Raw genomic sequence first — 18,381 nt, forward strand, 5'->3', positions numbered from 1 at the left:
ATACCGCATCCCGGGCGCTTGCGAAAGGCGGGTTTCTGCGGCAGTCAGGGGGCATGGTGTTCAAATCGCATATGCAACAGGCCCTGGCCGAGGCGCGCGCAGCCGCTGACCGCGGCGAGGTGCCCGTGGGGGCCGTTGTCGTCGGACCGGACGGAACGGTCGTGGCCGCGGCCGGAAACCGGACACGCGAGTTGAATGACCCCACGGCCCATGCGGAAATCATGGCCTTGCGTGCAGCCTGTGCGCTGGCGGGCTCTGAACGGCTGCCGGATCACGATCTCTACGTCACGTTGGAGCCTTGCGCGATGTGCGCCGCGGCCTTGGCGGCCGCGCGCATCCGGCGGATCTATTACGGTGCGGCAGACCCCAAATCCGGGGGCGTGGCGCATGGCGCGCGCGTGTTTTCGCATGCACAGGCGCATCACGTGCCCGAAGTCTATGACGGGATTGCAGGCGAAGAGGCTTCCGCGCTTTTGAAGGCCTTCTTCGAAGCGCGCCGCCAGGACAAGCCGGGCTGACGCGCTGCGCTGTCGTCAGACGGTGATGGCTTTCATAACCTCAGGTTCGATCACATCGACCCCCGGCAATCTATCGATCAATGCCTGTGCGGATTGTTCCAGAATGGGGAACGTCCTGTAGTGGCATGGGATGACCGTCTTGAAGTCAAAGAACCGTTTCGCGGCATAGGCGGCGGCTTTCATATCCATAGTGAAATGCCCGCCGGCCGAAAGGATGCCGATATCGGGCTTGTAGTAATCCCCCATCCATTCCATGTCGGCCATGATGTCGGTATCGCCCGAGACGTAGAGCATACGCCCCTCGGCCGCGATCATGAAGCCGACTTCACTGCCGCCGGTGCGCAGACCGTCCGGTGTTGAAAAAGTCGAGCTGTGAGAGGCCGGTACCATTGTCACCATGACGCCGTTCAGGTCGACGGTGCCGCCTTTGTTGAAACCAATGGTCTCGATTCCTTCCGCTTCGCTCCAGTATCCCATCAGGTCATACTGTCCGACAACGGGGATTTTCAGGTGCTTTGCCAGGGGAAGTACATCGGCCACGTGGTCAAAATGCGTGTGGGTCAAAAGAATGTGGGTCGCCCCTTCCAGCACGGCATCATGCCGATCTTCGGGCAAGACCGGGTTGCCGGTCAGCCACGGGTCGATCAACAGAACCTGCCCCTGCGTTTCAATGCGAAAACTGCCATGGCCCAGCCAGATAATGTTCATTCCGGAATTCCTCTCAAGTCTTGTCTTGGCTCCAGCCTAGCATCGGCTATGTAAATTTCCATGGACTGGATTCGAGAAATTGATGGCTATTGTGAACGCGTGTCGCCGGATTATTGGGCCGAGCCGATCAACGCGATCACGAACGCTGCTTTTCTGGTTTCCGCATGGGTCATGTGGTGGCGCGTGCGCGATCAGGACATGCCGTTTGCCAAGGGTCTGGTCGTGATTCTGGCCATGATCGGGGTCGGAAGCTATCTGTTTCACACCCATGCCCGGGTTTGGGCTGCTTTGGCGGATGTGGCGCCGATCCTGCTGTTCATATTGGTCTATATATTTGCGGTGAACCGCGACATCTGTCGCATGTCGTCCGGAATGGCGATCTGCGGTACGATTCTGTTTCTTCCCTATGCGGTACTCGTTGCGCCCCTGTTCCAGCTTGTGCCGGGGCTTGGCGGGTCGGCGGTTTACGCGCCGGTCCCTTTGTTGATCCTGATCTATGCGTTCCTGCTGCGGGGCCAAGACATGATCCTGGCCAAAGGGATGACAATCGGGGCCTTGGTCCTGATTCTGTCGATCACGTTCCGGGCGCTGGATTTGCCTATTTGCGGGCAATGGCCAATGGGGACGCATTTCATGTGGCATATCCTGAATGCCATAATGCTGGGATGGATGATCGAGGTGTATCGCGCAGCTCTTGTCAGGGGCCGTTTCTGCAAAGGCCCGGCGTCTTGAGGCGCGGGAGGATCGCTTGTGTCCTCCGAGCCTCGTGACAAGTAGGTCAACGAAACCGCCGTGGTCCGGTTCTAGTTCTGAAAGGCAGCGGCCAGATGGTCGGGCAGGTCAAATTCGCGCAGCACCCGAGCGCGGCCTTCGGGCGACATCTTGCGGGCTGTTTTTTCAACTATGCTCTGGATTTTCTCGGCCGAGTGTTTTGCGGCAAAGGGCTGGAAATACCATTTCAGAAACACAAAGCAGATCACGTCTTCCAACGCCTGCACTTCCGCGTCCCGCTTGATGCCCTGTTTGCGCAACATGCGCCCTGCGGCCTCGACCTGTTCTGAATCGTAACCTTCGCGGGTCATCAACCCCATGACCACGTCGGCATGGTGTTCGCCCTGCGCCTTGCGCCATGACAGATATCCAACCCGGCCTTCGGGATATTCACTGCGGGCAAGTTTCCAACGTTCCACATGCTGCCCGCGCGCGGCGATTTGAAGGGCGTCAGAAGCGTCCGGAAACAGGCGGCCCAGCTCGGCACTCATGCGTTCGCCATACAACAGCGCCGCGGGGCGGCCCTCGTCTTGGTTGGGGTCATTTGCATTGGCTGCGTCGATTGCGTCCAGAACCGCTTGTTTTTGCGTGCTCATAATCTGCTCCACTGGCTTGCCTGAACTACGAAACCTCGGCGCAGTTCTGTTCTGTATTCGGCGTCATGCTAGCGGCTTGCTCTGGGATGTGCATCCTCGAAAATGAAAAACAGCCGGGTCAGAGAGGGGATATCTGACCCGGCTAGGACCTGCGCGTTACTTGGCAGGTTTAACCTGATCCTGCGTGACCGGTTCCGTGATAGGGGACGGGAAGGTCAACGTGCGTGTCAGGTTGCTTGTGTCGATACCCAAAGCCATGGCCGGTGCGGCCAAAATCGTGGCGGACAAGACTGCGGCTGTTATCAGGGGTTTCATGTTTTTTCTCCGGTTTGCGTTATGTCGCATAAATAAAATGAACAGTACAGTTTAGTTTTCAAGATCGATAATGAACTATTCGGTTTACTTTTTTGCATACCAGTCATTCAGTTTTGAATAGCCTCAGAAAAGGGGGGAGTTCCAAACTCGGACCTGCCCAAGGCAGCCCGGTCTTGCGACTGCCGCTACAGACGGGTAAACGCCCCCTAACATAGATGAGGGAAGCCGATGTCGATTGACCAAAGCACCGCCGCCAAAGTGGCCAAACTGGCCCGGATCAAGGTCGAGGATGACGCGCTGCCGGCGCTGGCATCCGAGTTCAACACCATCCTTGGGTTCATCGAACAACTGAACGAAGTGGACGTGGAAGGTGTCGAGCCGATGGTTTCGGTCACACCCATGCGCCTCAAGCGCCGTCAGGACGAAGTCACCGATGGCAATCATCAGGACAAGATTCTGGCCAACGCCCCCGACGCCCGCGAAGGGTTCTTCGCAGTCCCCAAAGTGGTGGAGTAAGACATGAGCGATCTGAACAAATTGGGCCTGGCCGAGGCCCGCGACGCGTTGCGAGCCGGCGACGTCACCTCTGTTGAGCTGACAGAAGCCTGCTTGAAAGCCATTGATGAAGCAGATGCGCTGAACGCATTCGTCCACAAGACGCCCGAGATCGCGATGGAGCGCGCCAAGGCCGCGGATGAACGGATCAAGGGCGGGGACGCTCCGTCAATGTGTGGCCTGCCGATCGGCATCAAGGACCTGTTCTGCACCAAGGGCGTGCCGTCACAAGCCGCGTCGGGCATTCTTGAAGGCTTCAAGCCGGAATACGAATCCACCGTGTCACAGCAACTGGCCGACGCAGGCGCAGTCATGCTGGGCAAGCTGAACATGGACGAATTCGCCATGGGCTCGTCCAACGAAACATCGGTCTATGGCAACGCGGTCAGCCCGTGGCGTCGGGGCAACGATGATGCGCAGCTGACGCCGGGCGGTTCGTCCGGCGGGTCCGCGTCCGCTGTGGCCGCTGACCTGTGCCTGGCAGCAACGGGTACCGATACCGGCGGTTCCATCCGCCAGCCCGCGGCTTTTGTCGGCATCACCGGCATCAAGCCGACCTATGGTCGTTGTTCGCGCTGGGGCATTGTGGCGTTTGCGTCCTCGCTGGATCAGGCCGGTCCGATGACCAAGAATGTCCGCGACGCCGCGATCATGCTGGAAACCATGTGCGGCCATGACGCCAAGGATTCGACCAGTGCGGATCTGGCCGTTCCGAATTTCGAAGCGATGCTGACTGGCGACATCAAGGGCAAGAAGATCGGTATCCCCAAGGAATACCGCATGGACGGCATGCCCGCCGAGATCGAAAAGCTCTGGGCCGATGGTGCCGCGATGCTGAAGGATGCGGGGGCCGAGATCGTCGATATCTCGCTGCCGCACACCAAGTATGCGCTGCCTGCCTACTATGTGATCGCCCCGGCCGAGGCGTCCTCGAACCTCGCCCGCTATGACGGTGTCCGCTATGGGCATCGTGCACAGTTGGCGCAGGGGGATGGCATCACCGAGATGTACGAAAAGACCCGCGCCGAGGGCTTTGGCCACGAAGTGCAGCGCCGGGTCATGGTCGGCACCTATGTTTTGTCGGCTGGATTCTACGACGCCTATTACAATCGTGCCCGCAAGGTGCGCACGCTGATCAAGAAAGACTTCGAAGACGTGTTCGCGGCCGGTGTCGACGCCATCCTGACCCCGGCAACCCCATCGGCGGCCTTCGGTCTGGGCGAAATGACCGAAGCAGATCCTGTTCAAATGTATTTGAACGATGTCTTCACCGTGACCGTGAACCTGGCCGGACTGCCCGGTATCTCGGTCCCCGCAGGCCTGGACACACAAGGTCTTCCGCTGGGATTGCAGCTGATCGGGCGTCCCTGGGAAGAAGGCGACCTGCTCAATACCGCCTATGCGCTGGAAAACGCGGCCGGTTTTGTGGCCAAGCCCGGGAAATGGTGGTAAGCCTCGGGCAACTGAAGCACTAGACACGGAGCCAAACAATGCGCGTTTTGCTTTTGGTCCCCGCTCTTGCACTGGCAGCGGCGTGCACGGATGTCGCGCCGCTGACCAGCACGGGTTTCAACACGCCTGAATACCAGGCGCAGCGCGAGGCTCAATTGGCAGGTCAGGGCGTGGCCGGCAACCCTCTGCTGGCCCCGGTCGAAGTTTCACAACAACCGCTGGGCGCCCCGGGTACGGCGCCTGTTGCCACGGGTGAAAACGCGGATATCGCCAACCAGGCCGCGGCGGCATTGGCCAGCACATCTGGCCAAAACTCAGCCGCGGTTACGGCGGTTCCCGTGGCGAACACTGGCGCGATTTCGGATGAACAGGATTTTTCTGCAGTGTCCGAACGCCGCAGCATCGAATCCGACGCCGCCCGGATCGAGCAGAACCGCCAGACGTATGAACTCGTGGCCCCGACGGCAGTGCCCGAGCGCACGGCGAGCGGCCAGACAAACATTGTGCAATACGCGCTGAGCACGTCCAATCCGGTAGGTGTGCAACTTTACAGCCGGTCCGGTTTCAACCTTCAGGCCAAGGCTCAGAGGAACTGCGCGCAATTCCCATCCCCTGATCAGGCTCAGATCGAGTTTCTGTCCAATGGCGGCCCCCAGCGCGACCGCAAAGGTCTGGACCCGGATGGGGATGGCTATGCGTGTGGCTGGGACCCGAGCCCGTTCCGCAGTGCCGTCAGCAACTGACCCCCTGAACCCGATCTGGTATCCGTCACCCAATTTTGGTGAGCGCCGAGATGGTCTGACACCATCCTTGATCGTGATCCATTACACGGCGATGGACAGCGCTCAGGCGGCTTTGGATCGTCTGTGCGACCCAAAGGCCGAGGTCTCGGCCCATTACCTGATCGGCAATGATGGCACGCTGTGGCAGATGGTGCGCGAAGAAGACCGGGCCTGGCACGCGGGTGCCGGAGAATGGCACGGTCAGACCGACATCAACTCTCGTTCCATAGGCATCGAGCTGGACAACGCCGGCAAGCATCCGTTCCCCGAACCCCAGATGCATCGGCTGGAACAGCTGTTGCGCCAGATAATGCACCGTTGGGCCATCTTGCCAAACGGTGTTATCGGCCATTCGGACATGGCGCCTGGGCGCAAATTTGACCCCGGTCCGCGATTTGACTGGTTGCGGCTCGAGCGCAACTTGCTGGCCACGCCCCGCGGATATGCCGCTGGTCCGCAAACTGCATCAAAGGGCCAGTTCCGAAATCTGGCTCAGGCTGCCGGTTTCAGCGCTGATGTAGACGATGATACGCTGTTGCATGCCGTCCGCCTTCGATACCGCCCATGGGGCAGGGGGCCTTTGCAGCAAGCCGACCTTGCACCGTTGATCCCGCACTCCTGATCCGCCCTTCATCTGGCTGAAAATATCCCGGGGTTGAATTGGCCGAAGGCCAAGAAGGGGCTGGCCCCTTCTCTGAACCATCCACCCTTGACGCCGCCGACCGCAGAGCCTACCCAACCCACGCGCGGAGGGCCGGATGGCCGCTGGGGTCGCACGGCCCGAGAGGAAAGTCCGGACTCCACAAGACAACGGTGCCGGGTAACGCCCGGGCGGGGCAACCCGACGGAAAGCGCCACAGAAATCAGACCGCCCGGAACCTTGGTTCAGGGTAAGGGTGAAACGGTGGGGTAAGAGCCCACCGCGCCCCTGGCAACAGGGGCGGCACGGCAAGCCCCACCGGGAGCAATGCCAAATAGGGTCCCCGCGCGGGCCGGTCGGCGCAAGCCGATACCGCCGCTAAGCCCGTCTTGGCCGAGAGGGACCGGGTTGGCAGCTTGAGCCGCGCAGCAATGCACGGCCTAGAGGAATGGTCATCGAAGGGGGCGACCCCGGAACAAGATCCGGCTTACAGGCCCTCCGCGCGTCTTCGCCTATCCTCCGGGCGGCGTGTAGGAACCGGTCAGCGCCGCCGCTTTCTCGGTTATCGACGTGAACTCGTCTGCGGTCCAGGCGCGAACGGTTTCGATGTTCGTCACTGCACCCGACGCGGCGACAGCCATGCCAACGGCCACGGCGTCTGTCCCATCTGGGGCTTCGCTGATCACAACCACGTCGTTGCTGCCGGTCGTCATGTAAAAGGACAGCAGCCTGCCGCCTACTTTTTCCAGCAGAGCCTTCACCGGACCGGTACGGTTCTCGGGCTTTTGCAACATGCCTTTGACACCGGCTTGTGAGTAAGATGCGTAAGTAATGAAAATGGGCATTGATACCTCCTGTTGCGTCAAATCGTTTTTGGGTCTTCAAGTCAGCCGACCCCGGGGCCGTTCAAAATCAGGGGCCGGAAAACAACGGCGCCGTGATGAACCAGAGGCCAGCGCCGATCAGCGCAAAACCTGTCACCGACACAAGCCACCGGGCCCCGGGCATTAGTTTTTCCAGCGCGACATAGGCGGCAATTCCGACAATCCAGTAGAGGTTCATGATCCCCCCGACGAAAAGCAGCAGCATCAGTGCCCAGCAGCACCCCAGACAATACGTGCCGTGCAGGATACCGGTGCGGAAAGCACCGAATGTTCCGGGTCGGTTGTGATCGGCCAGGAAACGTACGGGGCTCTGACAGTGGCGCAGGCATGCGTTTTTCAAAGCTGAAAACTGATAGGCGCCAGCCGCCAGCAGAACGCTTCCTGCGAAGACGCCCGAGCTGATCGTCATCATCGGCCCGTCGGACAACCCGATTTGTTCCAACCCCCATTGCAATGCGGTTGCAATCAGGCTGAACGCCCCCCAGGCCACCAGATAGCCGGATAAAAACCACAGGCTGAACGCAACCGTCCGATGCTTTTCAGGCCCTGTCCGCTTGACCGCGATGAACAGAAGAACGGCAGGCGCAGCGCTTGGGGTCATCATGGCGATCATCATGACCCACCACATCAGAAAAATCAGCAAGGCATAGCTTGCGCTCCACGCTGCTGCCGGGCCCATTATCATGGGGTCTCCGACCGGGCCGGCCATCCGGGTCATCTCGACCGCGGACATGTTCATCCCGACGCCGGCTATCGTGTACCAGGTTGCACCGAGGATGATCAGAAGAACACTTCCCAGAACAATCGCGCTGTCCTGTTTCAGCAACCACTCAACCGTCCCGCCCCGGGGCGATGCGTTCTGCTTGGTCATGGGTGTTCTCTGCTTATGCGCCCAAGACGCCATGGCCCGAGATGTTCAGATGCGCCAGATGAGCATGGGTTGCGTCAAAGGTCAGCCGGATCTGACCACCCTTTGTAGTCGCACTGCCCGATGCCGCCTCGGCATGGCGGTATTCAAAGCCGTTCGGCAACTGTATCGACGCGCGGTGAGGTGCGCCCGATACGATATGAGGGATCGGATTGACCTCAACATCGAAAACTCCGGCAACCTTGGCGTATCCGCTGCGTTCTTCGCGGTTCCAGTCCAGTTCAATCGGAACAAACAGAGTTTCATGTTTCAAAGGCGCCATGGCGCTGAAGACATACCAGAACGTGGCCATTTCATCCGTATCCTGACCGGTCATGATCGCTTGCAACGCGGCACGCTGTTCAGCTGTTGCGCTTTCATCAATGATCAGCTGCATCTGACCGTTGCCCTCATGAATTGGTCCCGGCCAATGATAGACCCCTGCCGCCCGAAGACCGCCCAGATCAGTGTCACCGTAGTGACCGCTTTGAATGTCAAAGACGACAACCGCCTCGCAATTGCCGTGTGACGGCAGTACGCTGAACTGACACGGGCAACCGAAGTTGCAATTGCAATTGGCCAGTTCTTCGGCCTGAATAGCCCATTCTGTCATGATAGCCCCCCAAGAAAAGTCGCATAAAACAGCTCTGCTCGTTGCAGGTTGACCCCATTCACGCTGCCTCGGCCTTCGAGCCTGAATTTGGCTTCTTGGATGGGCGAACCTATCACGAATCCGTGATATGTACAAACAAGACCGCAAATTACATGCCTTCTTTGGGCTTTATCATGTGCCGGGCTATGGGTCGGTCGCGTTCAGGTTGAGCACGGTATTCGGGATTGCATTCGGCTGTTAGACTTTCGGAACCAATTTGAAGATATGGGAGGTTGATTATGAGCTTTATGAAAACGCTGGCGTCCGTGGCCATTGGTTTTGCTGCGGCCAAGGGCATGGAAAAATATCAGAAGATGGGCGGCATGGCTGGGCTGCAAGACATGATGCAGGGTGCGGGCGGTGGTTTTGGCGTGGATCAGCTGGGCAAAATGGCAGAACAATTTGGCCTGCCCGGTGGCGCGTCAGGCTTGCAGGACATGATGAGCAAGATGGGGGTTGGCGGCAGCACAGCCGGTGCCGCTGGTTTGGGTGGGTTGTTGAACGCCATGCAAGGGGCCGCCAAAACTGCCAATCAACACACAGGTGACATGATGGAAACCGTGTTCGGCGGCACGCCCGCGGGTGCAGCGATGGAAGAGCAGGCAAAACTCATGCTGCGCGCAATGATTCAGGCTGCCAAGGCAGATGGTGAACTGGACGAACAGGAAAAGGAAATCATCCTGGGTGAATTGGGCGATGATGTCAGCGAGGAAGAACGCGCATTCGTGCAAGAGCAGCTGAACGCACCGATTGACGTCATGGGATTGGCGGCTGATTCTGGTGCGCCGCTCAAGACGCAGATCTATGCAACTTCCCTGGCTGCGATCCGTCTGGACAACGCGCGCGAGGCGTCTTACCTGCGGCAATTGTCCACCGCTCTGGGTCTTTCCGACGCGGAAAGGGACCAGATTCACACATATATGGGCGCGCCAACCTTGCCTAGTTGAACCTGCACCAGATTCCTGTGCCTGTATCATCCGATTAGCCTTGACATAGGCGGTGCAGCGCGTAAAAGCGCACGCTCATAGGAATTCAACCGAAAGGCCCCTGCCTTTTCGGACGCAGGAGATAACCATGGCGAAGCCGACGACAATCAAGATCCGTCTGAACTCGACCGCGGGCACGGGCCACTTCTATGTGACCAAGAAGAACGCGCGCACCATGACTGAGAAAATGACCATTCGTAAATACGACCCGGTCGTTCGCAAGCATGTCGAGTACAAGGAAGGCAAGATCAAGTAATCTGCCATTCCATTTGGAATTCCGAGAAAGGGCTCTGTTGTACAGAGCCCTTTTTCAGTTCCGGTTTCCTGATTTCAGCGGATGGCAAGCTGCGGCAGTCCGTTGCAGTGGCGCATCAGCGTTTGGGACAATCGCATCCCCTGCGGCTTGCTTTTTGTGGGAACCTGCAAGTACGCTTCAGCAAACCGCCACAAAATGTTGACCGCCATGAAAAAAATCTTGTTATCCACAATTGCCGTTCTGACCCTAGCGGCCTGTGAAGACCCGTTTAACCGCGAAGGTGTCGGGTTTACTGGAATCGATGGCGAACCGCGCACGATTTCGGACGTACCCGGTGCCGTCGCCTTTCTGCCAGACGCGACCAACGTTCCGGCAGAGCTGGCGGAACTGCGGACAGTCACGCTTTTGAGTGATGAGGTTGAGCCGTCCAAGGTGGCTTCGGTTGCAATAGACAATGGCGGGCAGACGCCAAACACTGCTGTTCAACTGCAAGGAAGCGACACAAACCTGTTCCTCAGCACTGTCAGTGTCAACGGCACCTTGTTTGGTGTGCTGCGCACGAGTTCGAACAGTGTGAAGGTCGACAATTCGATCGGTGTAGGCTTTGCGGAAGAAACAGAGCGTTTCACCGGCTGTCTGCCAGCTGGCGGTGTATTCCGCAAAGGAACCTCCGAGAAAAGTTCCGGCTTCGCAATACCGCTGAACTGTAGCTGAACCCGATTACGTTCCAGCATCTCAAAGCCCCGCCTCGACCGCGGGGTTTTTCATTTCCGGGCAAAAGAAATCCGTCGCGCAAAAGAAAAGGGCCGGTCGATGACCGGCCCTGAATCAATTCGGTTGTCGGCAAGGCTTATTCTTGCTGACCCATGAACATCAGCAGGAACTGGAACATGTTCAGGAACGAGATATACAGGCTCAGCGCGCCGTCGAAGGCGGCTTTGTCCAGCCATTCCTGATCGCCATGTGCAGCGTGGGCGACGTAAGTGTTCTTGATGTCCTGCGTATAGAACGCGGTCAGACCGGCAAAGATCAGGATGCCGATGGCCGAGATGGCCAGCATCATCACGCCGGATTGCAGGAACAGGTTGATGATCATCGCAACCAGCAGACCGATCACACCCATCATCAGGAAGGTGCCCATTCCGCTGAGGTTCCGCTTTGTGGTGTAGCCATACAGGCTGAGGCCAGCAAAGGCGATCGACGTCACCAGGAAGGTCTGGGTAATCGAGTAGGGCGTGAAGACCAGAAAGATCGAGCTCATCGAGATGCCCATCACGGCGGCAAAGACGAAGAAGCCAAGCTGAACAGTCGCGGCTGAGCCACGGCGCATCAGGGCACCCCACCCAAAGAAGATGAAGGCCAGCGGAGCGAACATGACCACCCACTTCAGCGGCGACAGGAACAGCGCGCCGCCCAGGCTCGTCAGATAGCGGTCTGCGCCGATTTGTGCGACCGCGTTGCTTGGATCGCTGGTTACTGCCAGACCGGCAATAGCCCATGCCGCCAGTGCAGTGATCAGCATGCCGACGGACATCGTGCCGTAGACTTTGTTCATGTGGGCGCGCAGGCCCTGATCAATCTCGGCGGCGCGCGCGCCGGATGCCGTCCGGATCGTGTCGAATTGTGCCATCAAAGGGTCTCCCTAGTCGTCAAGTTAGAGCGCCCCGGCAGAGCGGGGCGGTTTTCCCTCTAAATATCGGCAACAAGGGGCTGTGTTTCAAGAGATTCCGGGCGAAAACCGACTAAAACACGCAACAAAAATGCCAACAGGCGACTCAAGGTCGCCCATCGCCATAAAAATATAAGAGTCACAGTCACCTTTTCCAGAATTGAGGTGCGTCCCAGAAAAAGCGTTTTGCTTCTGCGGATGCTTCCTCGCGGGTGACTCCGATATCGTCCAGCACGGCAGCATCCAGTTGTGCCAGATTTCTCCGCTGTCTGGACAGTTCGAACGCTTGAGAGATCAGGGACATCAAAGAGCGTTTGGCTGGTTTGCAAGGATTATGGATTGCGAGTTGCGTCATAACTTGTCCTTTCTGTATTCTCGATGGTTTTGCTGGCTGTTATCAATTTCCTTGATTGATATGGGGGAGTGTGACACATTTTAAAAACGAATATTATTGATGGAACGCATAAGGAATCGTGAAGATGCGAAATCTGGACATTACAACCCTGCGGTCTTTCGTGGCGGTGGCGGATCAGGGCGGTGTGACCCGTGCCGCCGGATTTCTGCACCTGACGCAGTCTGCGGTGTCCATGCAGCTCAAGCGGCTGGAAGAGCTGCTGGGCCTGGAGTTGCTAGACCGAAGCGGCAGGACAATTGCCCTGACCGCATCCGGTGAGCAGCTGCTGGCCTACGCGCGCCGCATGATTGCCCTGAATGACGAGGTAATCTCAAAACTCACCGATCAGGCCTTTGAGGGCGAAGTGGTTCTGGGCGTTCCCCATGACATCGTCTACCCCGCGATTCCCCGGGTCCTGCAACGGTTCAACGCCGATTTTCCCCGCGTCAGGGTGCAGTTGGTGTCGTCCTATTCACTGCAATTGAAAGACATGTACAAGCGGGGCGAATGTGATGTGATCCTGACGACCGAACCGTCTTCGGCCACTGGTGCAGAGACCATCGCAGAGCTGCCGTTGCGCTGGATCGGCGCGCCGGGCGGGTCCGCATGGCGCAAGCGTCCGTTGCCTCTGGCGCTGGGGCGGCGCTGCTTGTTCAGACCGCAGGTTATATCGGCGCTGGATGCGGCCGGAATACCGTGGGAGCTGTCCGTGGAAACCGAAAACGACCGTACCATAGAAGCCACGGTCAGTGCCGATCTTGCGGTTCACGCAATGCTGGACGGAACCGAGGCCGCACATCTTGAACAGATCGACTCGGCTGGGGCTCTGCCGGATTTACCTGCGCATATGATCAACCTCTACGGTGGCGAGCAGGGCCGGGATGCGGTTGTCGAAGCTCTGGCACAGTTGGTGCGTCAGAACTTCAGATTGCTGGGCGGTACCCAGTTGCGGGCCGTGGTTGGATGATCGCGATCAAGGCGTGATCACGATCTTGCCCGTAGATTTTCGCTCTTTCAGCAACTGCATTGCATGCGCGACATCTTCAAGGGGCAGGACGTGACTGATGTGCGGTTTTATCCTGCCCTCTGAATGCCACTTGAATAGGGTGTCAAAACTGTTGCGCACAGCTTCGGGGCGGAACTTCAGATAGCCGCCGATATACACCCCGATCACGGTTAGGTTTTTGACCAGCAGATGATTGGCCGGAATCTGCGGGATGTCGCCCCCGGCGAATCCGATGGGCAGCAAACGCCCTTCGGGATTGGTGGCCCTGAACGCGGCCTTGAACACATCCCCGCCGATGACGTCATAGACGACATCCGCGCCACCCAGCGATTTGACCCGCTCGCGCAGGTCTTCGGAAGCATCGATCAGATGATCGGCACCAGCGGCACGGGCAACGGCAAGCTTGTTCTCGCCGCGCGCCTGCGCGATGACCGTGGCGCCCATGAGCTTGCCGATTTCGACGGCAGTCAGGCCGACGCCTCCCGCTGCGCCGGTGACCAGAAGGGTTTCACCCGGTTGCAGGCGTGCCCTGTGATCCAGGGCCATGTGACTGGTGGCATAGGCGATCTGGATGGCGGCGGCGTCTTCGAATCCGGTGTCGTCCGGCAGCACGATCGCACGATCCGCGTCGAATACACCGTACTCGGCCAACCCACCCTGACCGGAATAGACTGCGATCCGGTCGCCTGGGCTGAGTGTTGAAACGCCGGGCCCGACTGTCTCCACGATACCGGCGATCTCCATGCCCAGGGTGAATGGGGCAGGTGGCGTGTCCTGATATGTCCCCGTCTGCATCAGCAGATCGGCGAAATTCAGGCCGCAAGCTTTTATCGCGACCCGCACCTGACCTTCGCTCGGCTCGGGTATTTTCACGTCACAAAGCTGGGCAGGCGCCCCGTCGGATGGAATGCAATAGGCCCGCATATTGTTCCTCAAGAGTTTCCGACATAGGCGCGTGTGCCGCCAGAAAAGTCAATCCGTTTGCTGCGCGGGCGCAAAAGGCCCCCGATTTTGAAGGAGGATTCAGTTGCAGGAGTATGGTTCTGTAAAGGCTTTGGGTAATACAACCACAAATCCCTGTCAGGGGCATTCGACTCAACCAGCTTGAAAAAAATCTCAAAACCGGCATTATAAACAATCAGTGCTGTAAACGGGGGGCGGTACAGTCCGTATTAGGGAGCGGTTAAGGGGAGCTCTCTAAAACTGCGATATCGGACGTCGCAAAATCCCGTGCAGATGTTTGTGTAGTATAGGAGAATACCAATGACTCATCACGTCGATGTCCATGTGGGCAAGCGCGTTCGGCATCGCCGCTGGCTGATTGGGATGACCCAGCAGCAGTTGGCGCAGCAAGTTGGTATCAAGTTTCAGCAAATCCAGAAATATGAGACCGGTGCCAACCGAATCAGCGCATCCCGCCTGTGGGACATCGCCGAGGCACTGGATGTTCCGGTCAGCTTTTTCTTCGAAGGTCTGGAAGAAGCCCAAAAAGGCGATACGGACAAGAAATCCGTCCCTGCCGACTTGATGGGTGACAAAGAGGCTTTGGATCTGGTGCGCTCTTACTATGCGATTCCGGAAAACCAGCGTCGCCGCCTTTTCGAGCTGGCGCGGGTTCTCAGCGACGTTGCCTGACTGACTTGACTTTGTCGCGGATTGCTCGCACCTCAGGGTCATGCAACTGACGACACAGAGCGATATCGAAATTGCCGAAGAAATGGCCGAAGCTGCGCGTGAGGCCATACTCCCCTTTTTTCGTCAAACAAATCTGGAAACCGCGAACAAGCTGGCCGACGGGTTCGACCCGGTCACAGTGGCTGATCGTGCCGCTGAACAGGCGATGCGGGACGTTCTGGCGCGGCGGCGCCCGGATGACGGTGTGCTGGGCGAGGAGTTCGGCGCGCATACGGGCACCAGTGGCCGCACCTGGGTACTGGACCCCATCGATGGGACCCGAGGGTTTATCAGCGGCACGCCAACCTGGGGTGTTCTGATTGCGCTGAGTGATCAGGACGGGCCTTTTATGGGTGTGATCGACCAGCCGTACATCGGAGAGCGCTTTGTCGGATCGTCTTCCGGTGCTCACATGACCGGTCCGCAGGGCACCAGAAGAATGCGAACGCGCGATACCAGGGCGCTGGATCAGGCGACCTTGTTTACCACGTTCCCCGAAGTTGGAACCTCGAAGGACCGCGCAGGGTTTCAGGCGGTGTCCGAGCAGGTGCAGCTGACGCGCTATGGAATGGATTGCTATGCCTATGCGCTTCTGGCTGCCGGGCAGGCGGATTTGGTGATCGAGGCGGGCTTGAACTCCTATGATATCCAAGCGCCGATTGCCGTTATTCAGGCGGCCGGCGGTATCGTGACCGATTGGCAGGGCGGCCCCGCACATCAAGGCGGCCGGGCGCTGGCTGCGGCAAACGCTGACCTTCACGCCGCGGCGCTTGAGATACTCCGCCAGTTCTGAATTCTGTTGCCCGACGCATCAAAGGCAACTACACCGGTGATGGCCGGTTCTTGCGCCCGTTTTCCACCGGCCGACGCACTTCTTGCATGAGACGGGCAGATGCAGGAGCGCGAAATGACGGAAATCCTACTCAAGAATGCTGATCTGATCCTGACGATGGACGAGTCCCGGCAGGAATTGTCCAAGGCCGATATTTTGGTCCGCGACGGGCAGATTGCCCGGATCGGGCAGGGACTGGAATCAGAGGGTGAGGAGCATGATGTTTCGGGCTGTCTGGTGACGCCCGGCCTGGTGAATACCCACCACCATCTTTATCAAACCCTGACACGGGCGGTGCCGGGCGGGCAGGATGCGTTGCTGTTTGGTTGGCTGCAAACGCTCTATCCGATCTGGTCGCGTTTCGGGCCGGAGGAAATGTTCACCTCGGCCCAGATCGGTTTGGCCGAACTGGCGCTGTCGGGGTGCACGCTCAGTTCCGATCACCTTTACCTCTATCCCAACGGCGCGCGGCTTGAGGATACGATCGCGGCCGCGTCCGAGCTGGGGATGCGGTTTCATCCGACACGCGGCGCGATGAGCATCGGCGAGACCGACGGGGGCCTGCCGCCGGACCATCTGGTGGAAAAAGAGGCCGCAATTCTGGACGACATGGTACGTGTCGTGGATGCGTTTCACGACCCGTCGGAGGGGTCCATGTGCCGCGTTGGCCTTGCCCCGTGTTCACCGTTTTCCGTCAGCCGGGACCTGATGCGCGATGCGGCGTTGCTGGCGCGGGACAAGGGCGTGATGCTGCATACCCATCTGGCCGAGAATGATGAGGATATCGCCTATTCGCAGGCGCAATTCGGCTGCCGCCCGGGGCAATATGCCGAGGATTTGGGCTGGACCGGCCCGGATGTCTGGCACGCCCATTGCGTCAAGCTGGACGCGGCCGAGATTGATCTGTTCTCGCGCTCGGAAACAGGCGTGGCCCATTGCCCCTGTTCAAATTGCCGCCTCGGATCGGGTATCGCGCCGGTGCGGGCGATGCGCGATGCGGGTGTCAAGGTCGGCCTCGGCGCCGATGGATCGGCCAGCAATGACAATGGCAACCTCATGCTTGAGGCGCGCCAGGCCATGTTGCTGCAACGGGTCGCCAATGGTGCAGATGCCATGTCGGCCCGCGAAGCGCTCGAGATCGCGACGCGCGGCGGAGCGGATGTGTTGGGACGTCCCGATTGTGGACGGCTGATGCCTGGAAAACGTGCCGATATTGCGGTGTGGGATACCCGCGGCATCGAAAGCGCGGGCAGTTGGGATCCGGCGGCGCTGCTTCTGGCGGGGCCGATGTCTGTGAAACACCTGTTCGTCGAAGGCCGCCAGATCGTGCGTGACGGGCACATAACGACCATCGATCTGCCCCGCGTGATCGAACGCCAGAACACGCTTGCCCGGGCGTTGCAGGCCTAAGCCGCCTGCTGTCCGCCGATCCAGACCTCTGCCACGGCGCGATCATCGCCCATCATGATGGTTGGGAAGATCGCTTCCCAAACATCTTCTGCATGGGCTTCGCGCTGGGCGATGGCGGGGGTCGAGGCGAGGTCGATCACGACCAGATCCGCCTCCATTCCCTGAGCGATGTTTCCGATGCAGTCGTCCATGCGCAGGCTCCGGGCGGATCCGACCGTGCCCAACCACAGCAATTGCGCCGGATGCAGGGGACGGCCGCGCAATTGGCCGATCTCATAGGCGGCGGCCATGGTGCGCAGCATCGAAAAGCTGGACCCGCCGCCGGTATCCGTGGCCAGACCGATCCGGTGGCCATCATGGATCAGCCCGTTCATGTCAAACAATCCCGATCCGATGAAGGTGTTCGACGTGGGGCAATGGATCAAAGAGGCATCGACTTCGCGCAGCCGATCCCGCTCCCGGTCTTCCAGATGGATGACATGGCCATACAGGCCGTTCTGGCCCAACAGGCCGAATTTCTCGTAGGTATCCAGATAATCCCTTGCTTCAGGGAACAGGGATCGAACCCATTCGATTTCATCCGTTTGCTCGCTCAGGTGGGTTTGCATGAGACAATGGGGATGCTCGGCCCAAAGCGCGCCCATGGCCTCGAGCTGTTCCGGGGTTGAAGTCGGTGAAAAGCGCGGCGTGATCGCATAGGACAAGCGGTCGACGCGATGCCATTTTTCCAGCAGGGCGGCAGATTGGTCGTAAGCTGTCTGCGCAGTGTCGCGCAGCCCTTCGGGCGCGTTCCGGTCCATGCAGGTCTTGCCGGCGACGACACGCTGCCCACGCTGTTGCGCCGCGGTGAAAAAGGCATCCACGCTTTCAGGGTGAATCGTGCAAAAACTGCACATGGTCGTGGTGCCGTGGGCGGTCGTCAGGTCCAGATACCGGTTGGCGATCTCGGTCGCATAGTCGAAATCGCCGAACTTCATCTCTTCCGGGAAGGTGTAGGTGTTCAGCCAGTCGATCAGCCGTTTGCCCCAGCTGGCGATCATCGCTGTCTGTGGATAATGCACATGCGGATCGACGAACCCAGCCGTGATCAGGCGCGTTCCGTGATCCTTCGTGACTGCGTCAGGATGGGCTTTTTTCAGCGCATCGGCGGTGCCGACCTCTGCAATTCGCCCGTGTTCGATCACGACCGCTTCGTCCAGCCGGGTCGCCTCGGTCGGCTCTCCGTCGAAGGGTGATCCTGTGAAACTCAGAACACGCCCTTTCAAAAGCGTCTTTTGCGCCATTTTCCCTGTTCTCCACCTGTTTGGAACCGCACACCAGCATAGGCGGACGAAAGAAGTGGGTAAATCGGCGCATTGTCATTGTTTTCCGGTA

At 59.0% G+C, this 18,381-nt stretch carries 24 protein-coding genes and 1 other RNA gene; 14 read left to right on the plus strand and 11 right to left on the minus strand.

All coding sequences use genetic code 11. The features are described 5' to 3' along the window. The first annotated feature begins 53 nt into the window (after nt 1–53). The gene (locus GOW60_RS00275) at nt 54–518 is read left to right on the plus strand and encodes a nucleoside deaminase (RefSeq protein WP_171227823.1); all 465 of its coding nucleotides are present in this window, start codon (nt 54–56) and stop codon (nt 516–518) included. Nucleotides 519–533: 15 nt separating this feature from the next. Here the strand turns inward: GOW60_RS00275 and GOW60_RS00280 are convergent, their stop codons facing one another. Further along, nucleotides 534–1,226: a metal-dependent hydrolase gene (locus GOW60_RS00280; protein ID WP_171227824.1), complete on the minus strand. Its 693-nt coding sequence runs from the start codon at nt 1,224–1,226 to the stop codon at nt 534–536. 60 nt (nt 1,227–1,286) lie between these two features. Between GOW60_RS00280 and GOW60_RS00285 the strand changes: the two genes are divergently transcribed. Further along, the gene (locus tag GOW60_RS00285) at nt 1,287–1,958 is read left to right on the plus strand and encodes a ceramidase domain-containing protein (protein WP_171227825.1); all 672 of its coding nucleotides are present in this window, start codon (nt 1,287–1,289) and stop codon (nt 1,956–1,958) included. A gap of 71 nt (nt 1,959–2,029) precedes the next feature. Here GOW60_RS00285 and GOW60_RS00290 read toward each other — a convergent pair whose 3' ends face one another. Together GOW60_RS00290 and GOW60_RS00295 are read right to left on the minus strand one after the other, a co-directional pair. Then, the gene (locus GOW60_RS00290) at nt 2,030–2,593 is read right to left on the minus strand and encodes a DUF4202 domain-containing protein (RefSeq protein ID WP_171227826.1); all 564 of its coding nucleotides are present in this window, start codon (nt 2,591–2,593) and stop codon (nt 2,030–2,032) included. 156 nt (nt 2,594–2,749) lie between these two features. Beyond that, nucleotides 2,750–2,908, minus strand: a complete 159-nt coding sequence (locus tag GOW60_RS00295) for a hypothetical protein (RefSeq protein WP_171167089.1) — start codon at nt 2,906–2,908, stop codon at nt 2,750–2,752. A gap of 228 nt (nt 2,909–3,136) precedes the next feature. On the opposite strand from GOW60_RS00295, the gene gatC reads away from it, so the two are divergent. The 5 genes from gatC to rnpB all read left to right on the plus strand — a co-directional run bounded on the left by gatC (nt 3,137) and on the right by rnpB (nt 6,843). After that, complete coding sequence (gatC, locus tag GOW60_RS00300; protein ID WP_171227827.1) at nt 3,137–3,424, plus strand: Asp-tRNA(Asn)/Glu-tRNA(Gln) amidotransferase subunit GatC; 288 nt, start codon at nt 3,137–3,139, stop codon at nt 3,422–3,424. A gap of 3 nt (nt 3,425–3,427) precedes the next feature. After that, on the plus strand, nt 3,428–4,915 hold the full coding sequence (gene gatA, locus GOW60_RS00305) for an Asp-tRNA(Asn)/Glu-tRNA(Gln) amidotransferase subunit GatA (RefSeq protein ID WP_171227828.1): 1,488 nt from the start codon (nt 3,428–3,430) through the stop codon (nt 4,913–4,915). 38 nt (nt 4,916–4,953) lie between these two features. Continuing rightward, nucleotides 4,954–5,658, plus strand: a complete 705-nt coding sequence (locus GOW60_RS00310; protein ID WP_171227829.1) for a hypothetical protein — start codon at nt 4,954–4,956, stop codon at nt 5,656–5,658. After that, nucleotides 5,609–6,319 (plus strand): N-acetylmuramoyl-L-alanine amidase, encoded by a 711-nt coding sequence (locus tag GOW60_RS00315; protein ID WP_254443801.1) that lies wholly within the window; start codon nt 5,609–5,611, stop codon nt 6,317–6,319. The genes GOW60_RS00310 and GOW60_RS00315 overlap by 50 nt, the downstream gene beginning before the upstream one ends. 124 nt (nt 6,320–6,443) lie before the next feature. Next, an RNA gene (gene rnpB, locus GOW60_RS00320) (RNase P RNA component class A) lies at nt 6,444–6,843 on the plus strand. A 6-nt stretch (nt 6,844–6,849) separates the two neighbouring features. On the opposite strand, the gene GOW60_RS00325 is transcribed toward rnpB, so the two are convergent. The 3 genes from GOW60_RS00325 to GOW60_RS00335 form a co-directional block, all read right to left on the minus strand. Beyond that, nucleotides 6,850–7,182, minus strand: coding sequence for a GYD domain-containing protein (locus tag GOW60_RS00325; protein ID WP_152458759.1), 333 nt, complete (start codon nt 7,180–7,182; stop codon nt 6,850–6,852). Nucleotides 7,183–7,249: 67 nt separating this feature from the next. Further along, on the minus strand, nt 7,250–8,092 hold the full coding sequence (locus tag GOW60_RS00330) for a DUF2182 domain-containing protein (protein ID WP_171227830.1): 843 nt from the start codon (nt 8,090–8,092) through the stop codon (nt 7,250–7,252). Between the two features lie 13 nt (nt 8,093–8,105). Then, nucleotides 8,106–8,741, minus strand: a complete 636-nt coding sequence (locus tag GOW60_RS00335) for a DUF1326 domain-containing protein (RefSeq protein WP_171227831.1) — start codon at nt 8,739–8,741, stop codon at nt 8,106–8,108. A gap of 278 nt (nt 8,742–9,019) precedes the next feature. Here GOW60_RS00335 and GOW60_RS00340 point away from each other — a divergent pair, with 278 nt between their 5' ends. Both GOW60_RS00340 and rpmG read left to right on the plus strand, forming a co-directional pair. Continuing rightward, the gene (locus GOW60_RS00340; protein ID WP_152458755.1) at nt 9,020–9,727 is read left to right on the plus strand and encodes a DUF533 domain-containing protein; all 708 of its coding nucleotides are present in this window, start codon (nt 9,020–9,022) and stop codon (nt 9,725–9,727) included. A gap of 127 nt (nt 9,728–9,854) precedes the next feature. Next, complete coding sequence (gene rpmG / locus GOW60_RS00345; protein WP_037309480.1) at nt 9,855–10,022, plus strand: 50S ribosomal protein L33; 168 nt, start codon at nt 9,855–9,857, stop codon at nt 10,020–10,022. 74 nt (nt 10,023–10,096) lie between these two features. Here rpmG and GOW60_RS21295 read toward each other — a convergent pair whose 3' ends face one another. Beyond that, nucleotides 10,097–10,231 (minus strand): hypothetical protein, encoded by a 135-nt coding sequence (locus GOW60_RS21295; protein WP_256367471.1) that lies wholly within the window; start codon nt 10,229–10,231, stop codon nt 10,097–10,099. Between GOW60_RS21295 and GOW60_RS00350 the strand changes: the two genes are divergently transcribed. Next, a complete protein-coding gene (locus tag GOW60_RS00350; protein ID WP_171167102.1) occupies nt 10,230–10,736 on the plus strand; it encodes a hypothetical protein in 507 nt (168 codons plus the stop codon). The two genes, GOW60_RS21295 and GOW60_RS00350, sit on opposite strands and share 2 nt — an antisense overlap. 136 nt (nt 10,737–10,872) lie before the next feature. On the opposite strand, the gene GOW60_RS00355 is transcribed toward GOW60_RS00350, so the two are convergent. After that, entirely contained in the window at nt 10,873–11,652 is a 780-nt protein-coding gene (locus tag GOW60_RS00355) for a Bax inhibitor-1/YccA family protein (RefSeq protein ID WP_152458753.1), read from the minus strand. Between the two features lie 184 nt (nt 11,653–11,836). Then, entirely contained in the window at nt 11,837–11,995 is a 159-nt protein-coding gene (locus tag GOW60_RS00360; RefSeq protein ID WP_254443802.1) for a DUF1127 domain-containing protein, read from the minus strand. Between the two features lie 175 nt (nt 11,996–12,170). Here GOW60_RS00360 and GOW60_RS00365 point away from each other — a divergent pair, with 175 nt between their 5' ends. Continuing rightward, on the plus strand, nt 12,171–13,052 hold the full coding sequence (locus tag GOW60_RS00365; RefSeq protein ID WP_171205359.1) for a LysR family transcriptional regulator: 882 nt from the start codon (nt 12,171–12,173) through the stop codon (nt 13,050–13,052). A gap of 6 nt (nt 13,053–13,058) precedes the next feature. Here GOW60_RS00365 and GOW60_RS00370 read toward each other — a convergent pair whose 3' ends face one another. Beyond that, the gene (locus tag GOW60_RS00370; protein WP_171227833.1) at nt 13,059–14,015 is read right to left on the minus strand and encodes an NADPH:quinone oxidoreductase family protein; all 957 of its coding nucleotides are present in this window, start codon (nt 14,013–14,015) and stop codon (nt 13,059–13,061) included. A 339-nt stretch (nt 14,016–14,354) separates the two neighbouring features. On the opposite strand from GOW60_RS00370, the gene GOW60_RS00375 reads away from it, so the two are divergent. From GOW60_RS00375 to GOW60_RS00385, 3 genes are all read left to right on the plus strand, one after another. Further along, nucleotides 14,355–14,726, plus strand: coding sequence for a helix-turn-helix domain-containing protein (locus GOW60_RS00375; RefSeq protein ID WP_171227834.1), 372 nt, complete (start codon nt 14,355–14,357; stop codon nt 14,724–14,726). 40 nt (nt 14,727–14,766) lie between these two features. Further along, nucleotides 14,767–15,558, plus strand: coding sequence for a histidinol-phosphatase (gene hisN / locus GOW60_RS00380; RefSeq protein WP_171227835.1), 792 nt, complete (start codon nt 14,767–14,769; stop codon nt 15,556–15,558). A 114-nt stretch (nt 15,559–15,672) separates the two neighbouring features. Next, nucleotides 15,673–17,007, plus strand: a complete 1,335-nt coding sequence (locus GOW60_RS00385) for an 8-oxoguanine deaminase (RefSeq protein ID WP_171227836.1) — start codon at nt 15,673–15,675, stop codon at nt 17,005–17,007. On the opposite strand, the gene guaD is transcribed toward GOW60_RS00385, so the two are convergent. Continuing rightward, entirely contained in the window at nt 17,004–18,290 is a 1,287-nt protein-coding gene (gene guaD / locus GOW60_RS00390; protein ID WP_152458746.1) for a guanine deaminase, read from the minus strand. The genes GOW60_RS00385 and guaD overlap by 4 nt on opposite strands. Nucleotides 18,291–18,381: the final 91 nt, after the last annotated feature.

Origin of the sequence: Ruegeria sp. HKCCA4008, from assembly GCF_013033125.1 — a bacterium.
Lineage (GTDB): Bacteria > Pseudomonadota > Alphaproteobacteria > Rhodobacterales > Rhodobacteraceae > Ruegeria.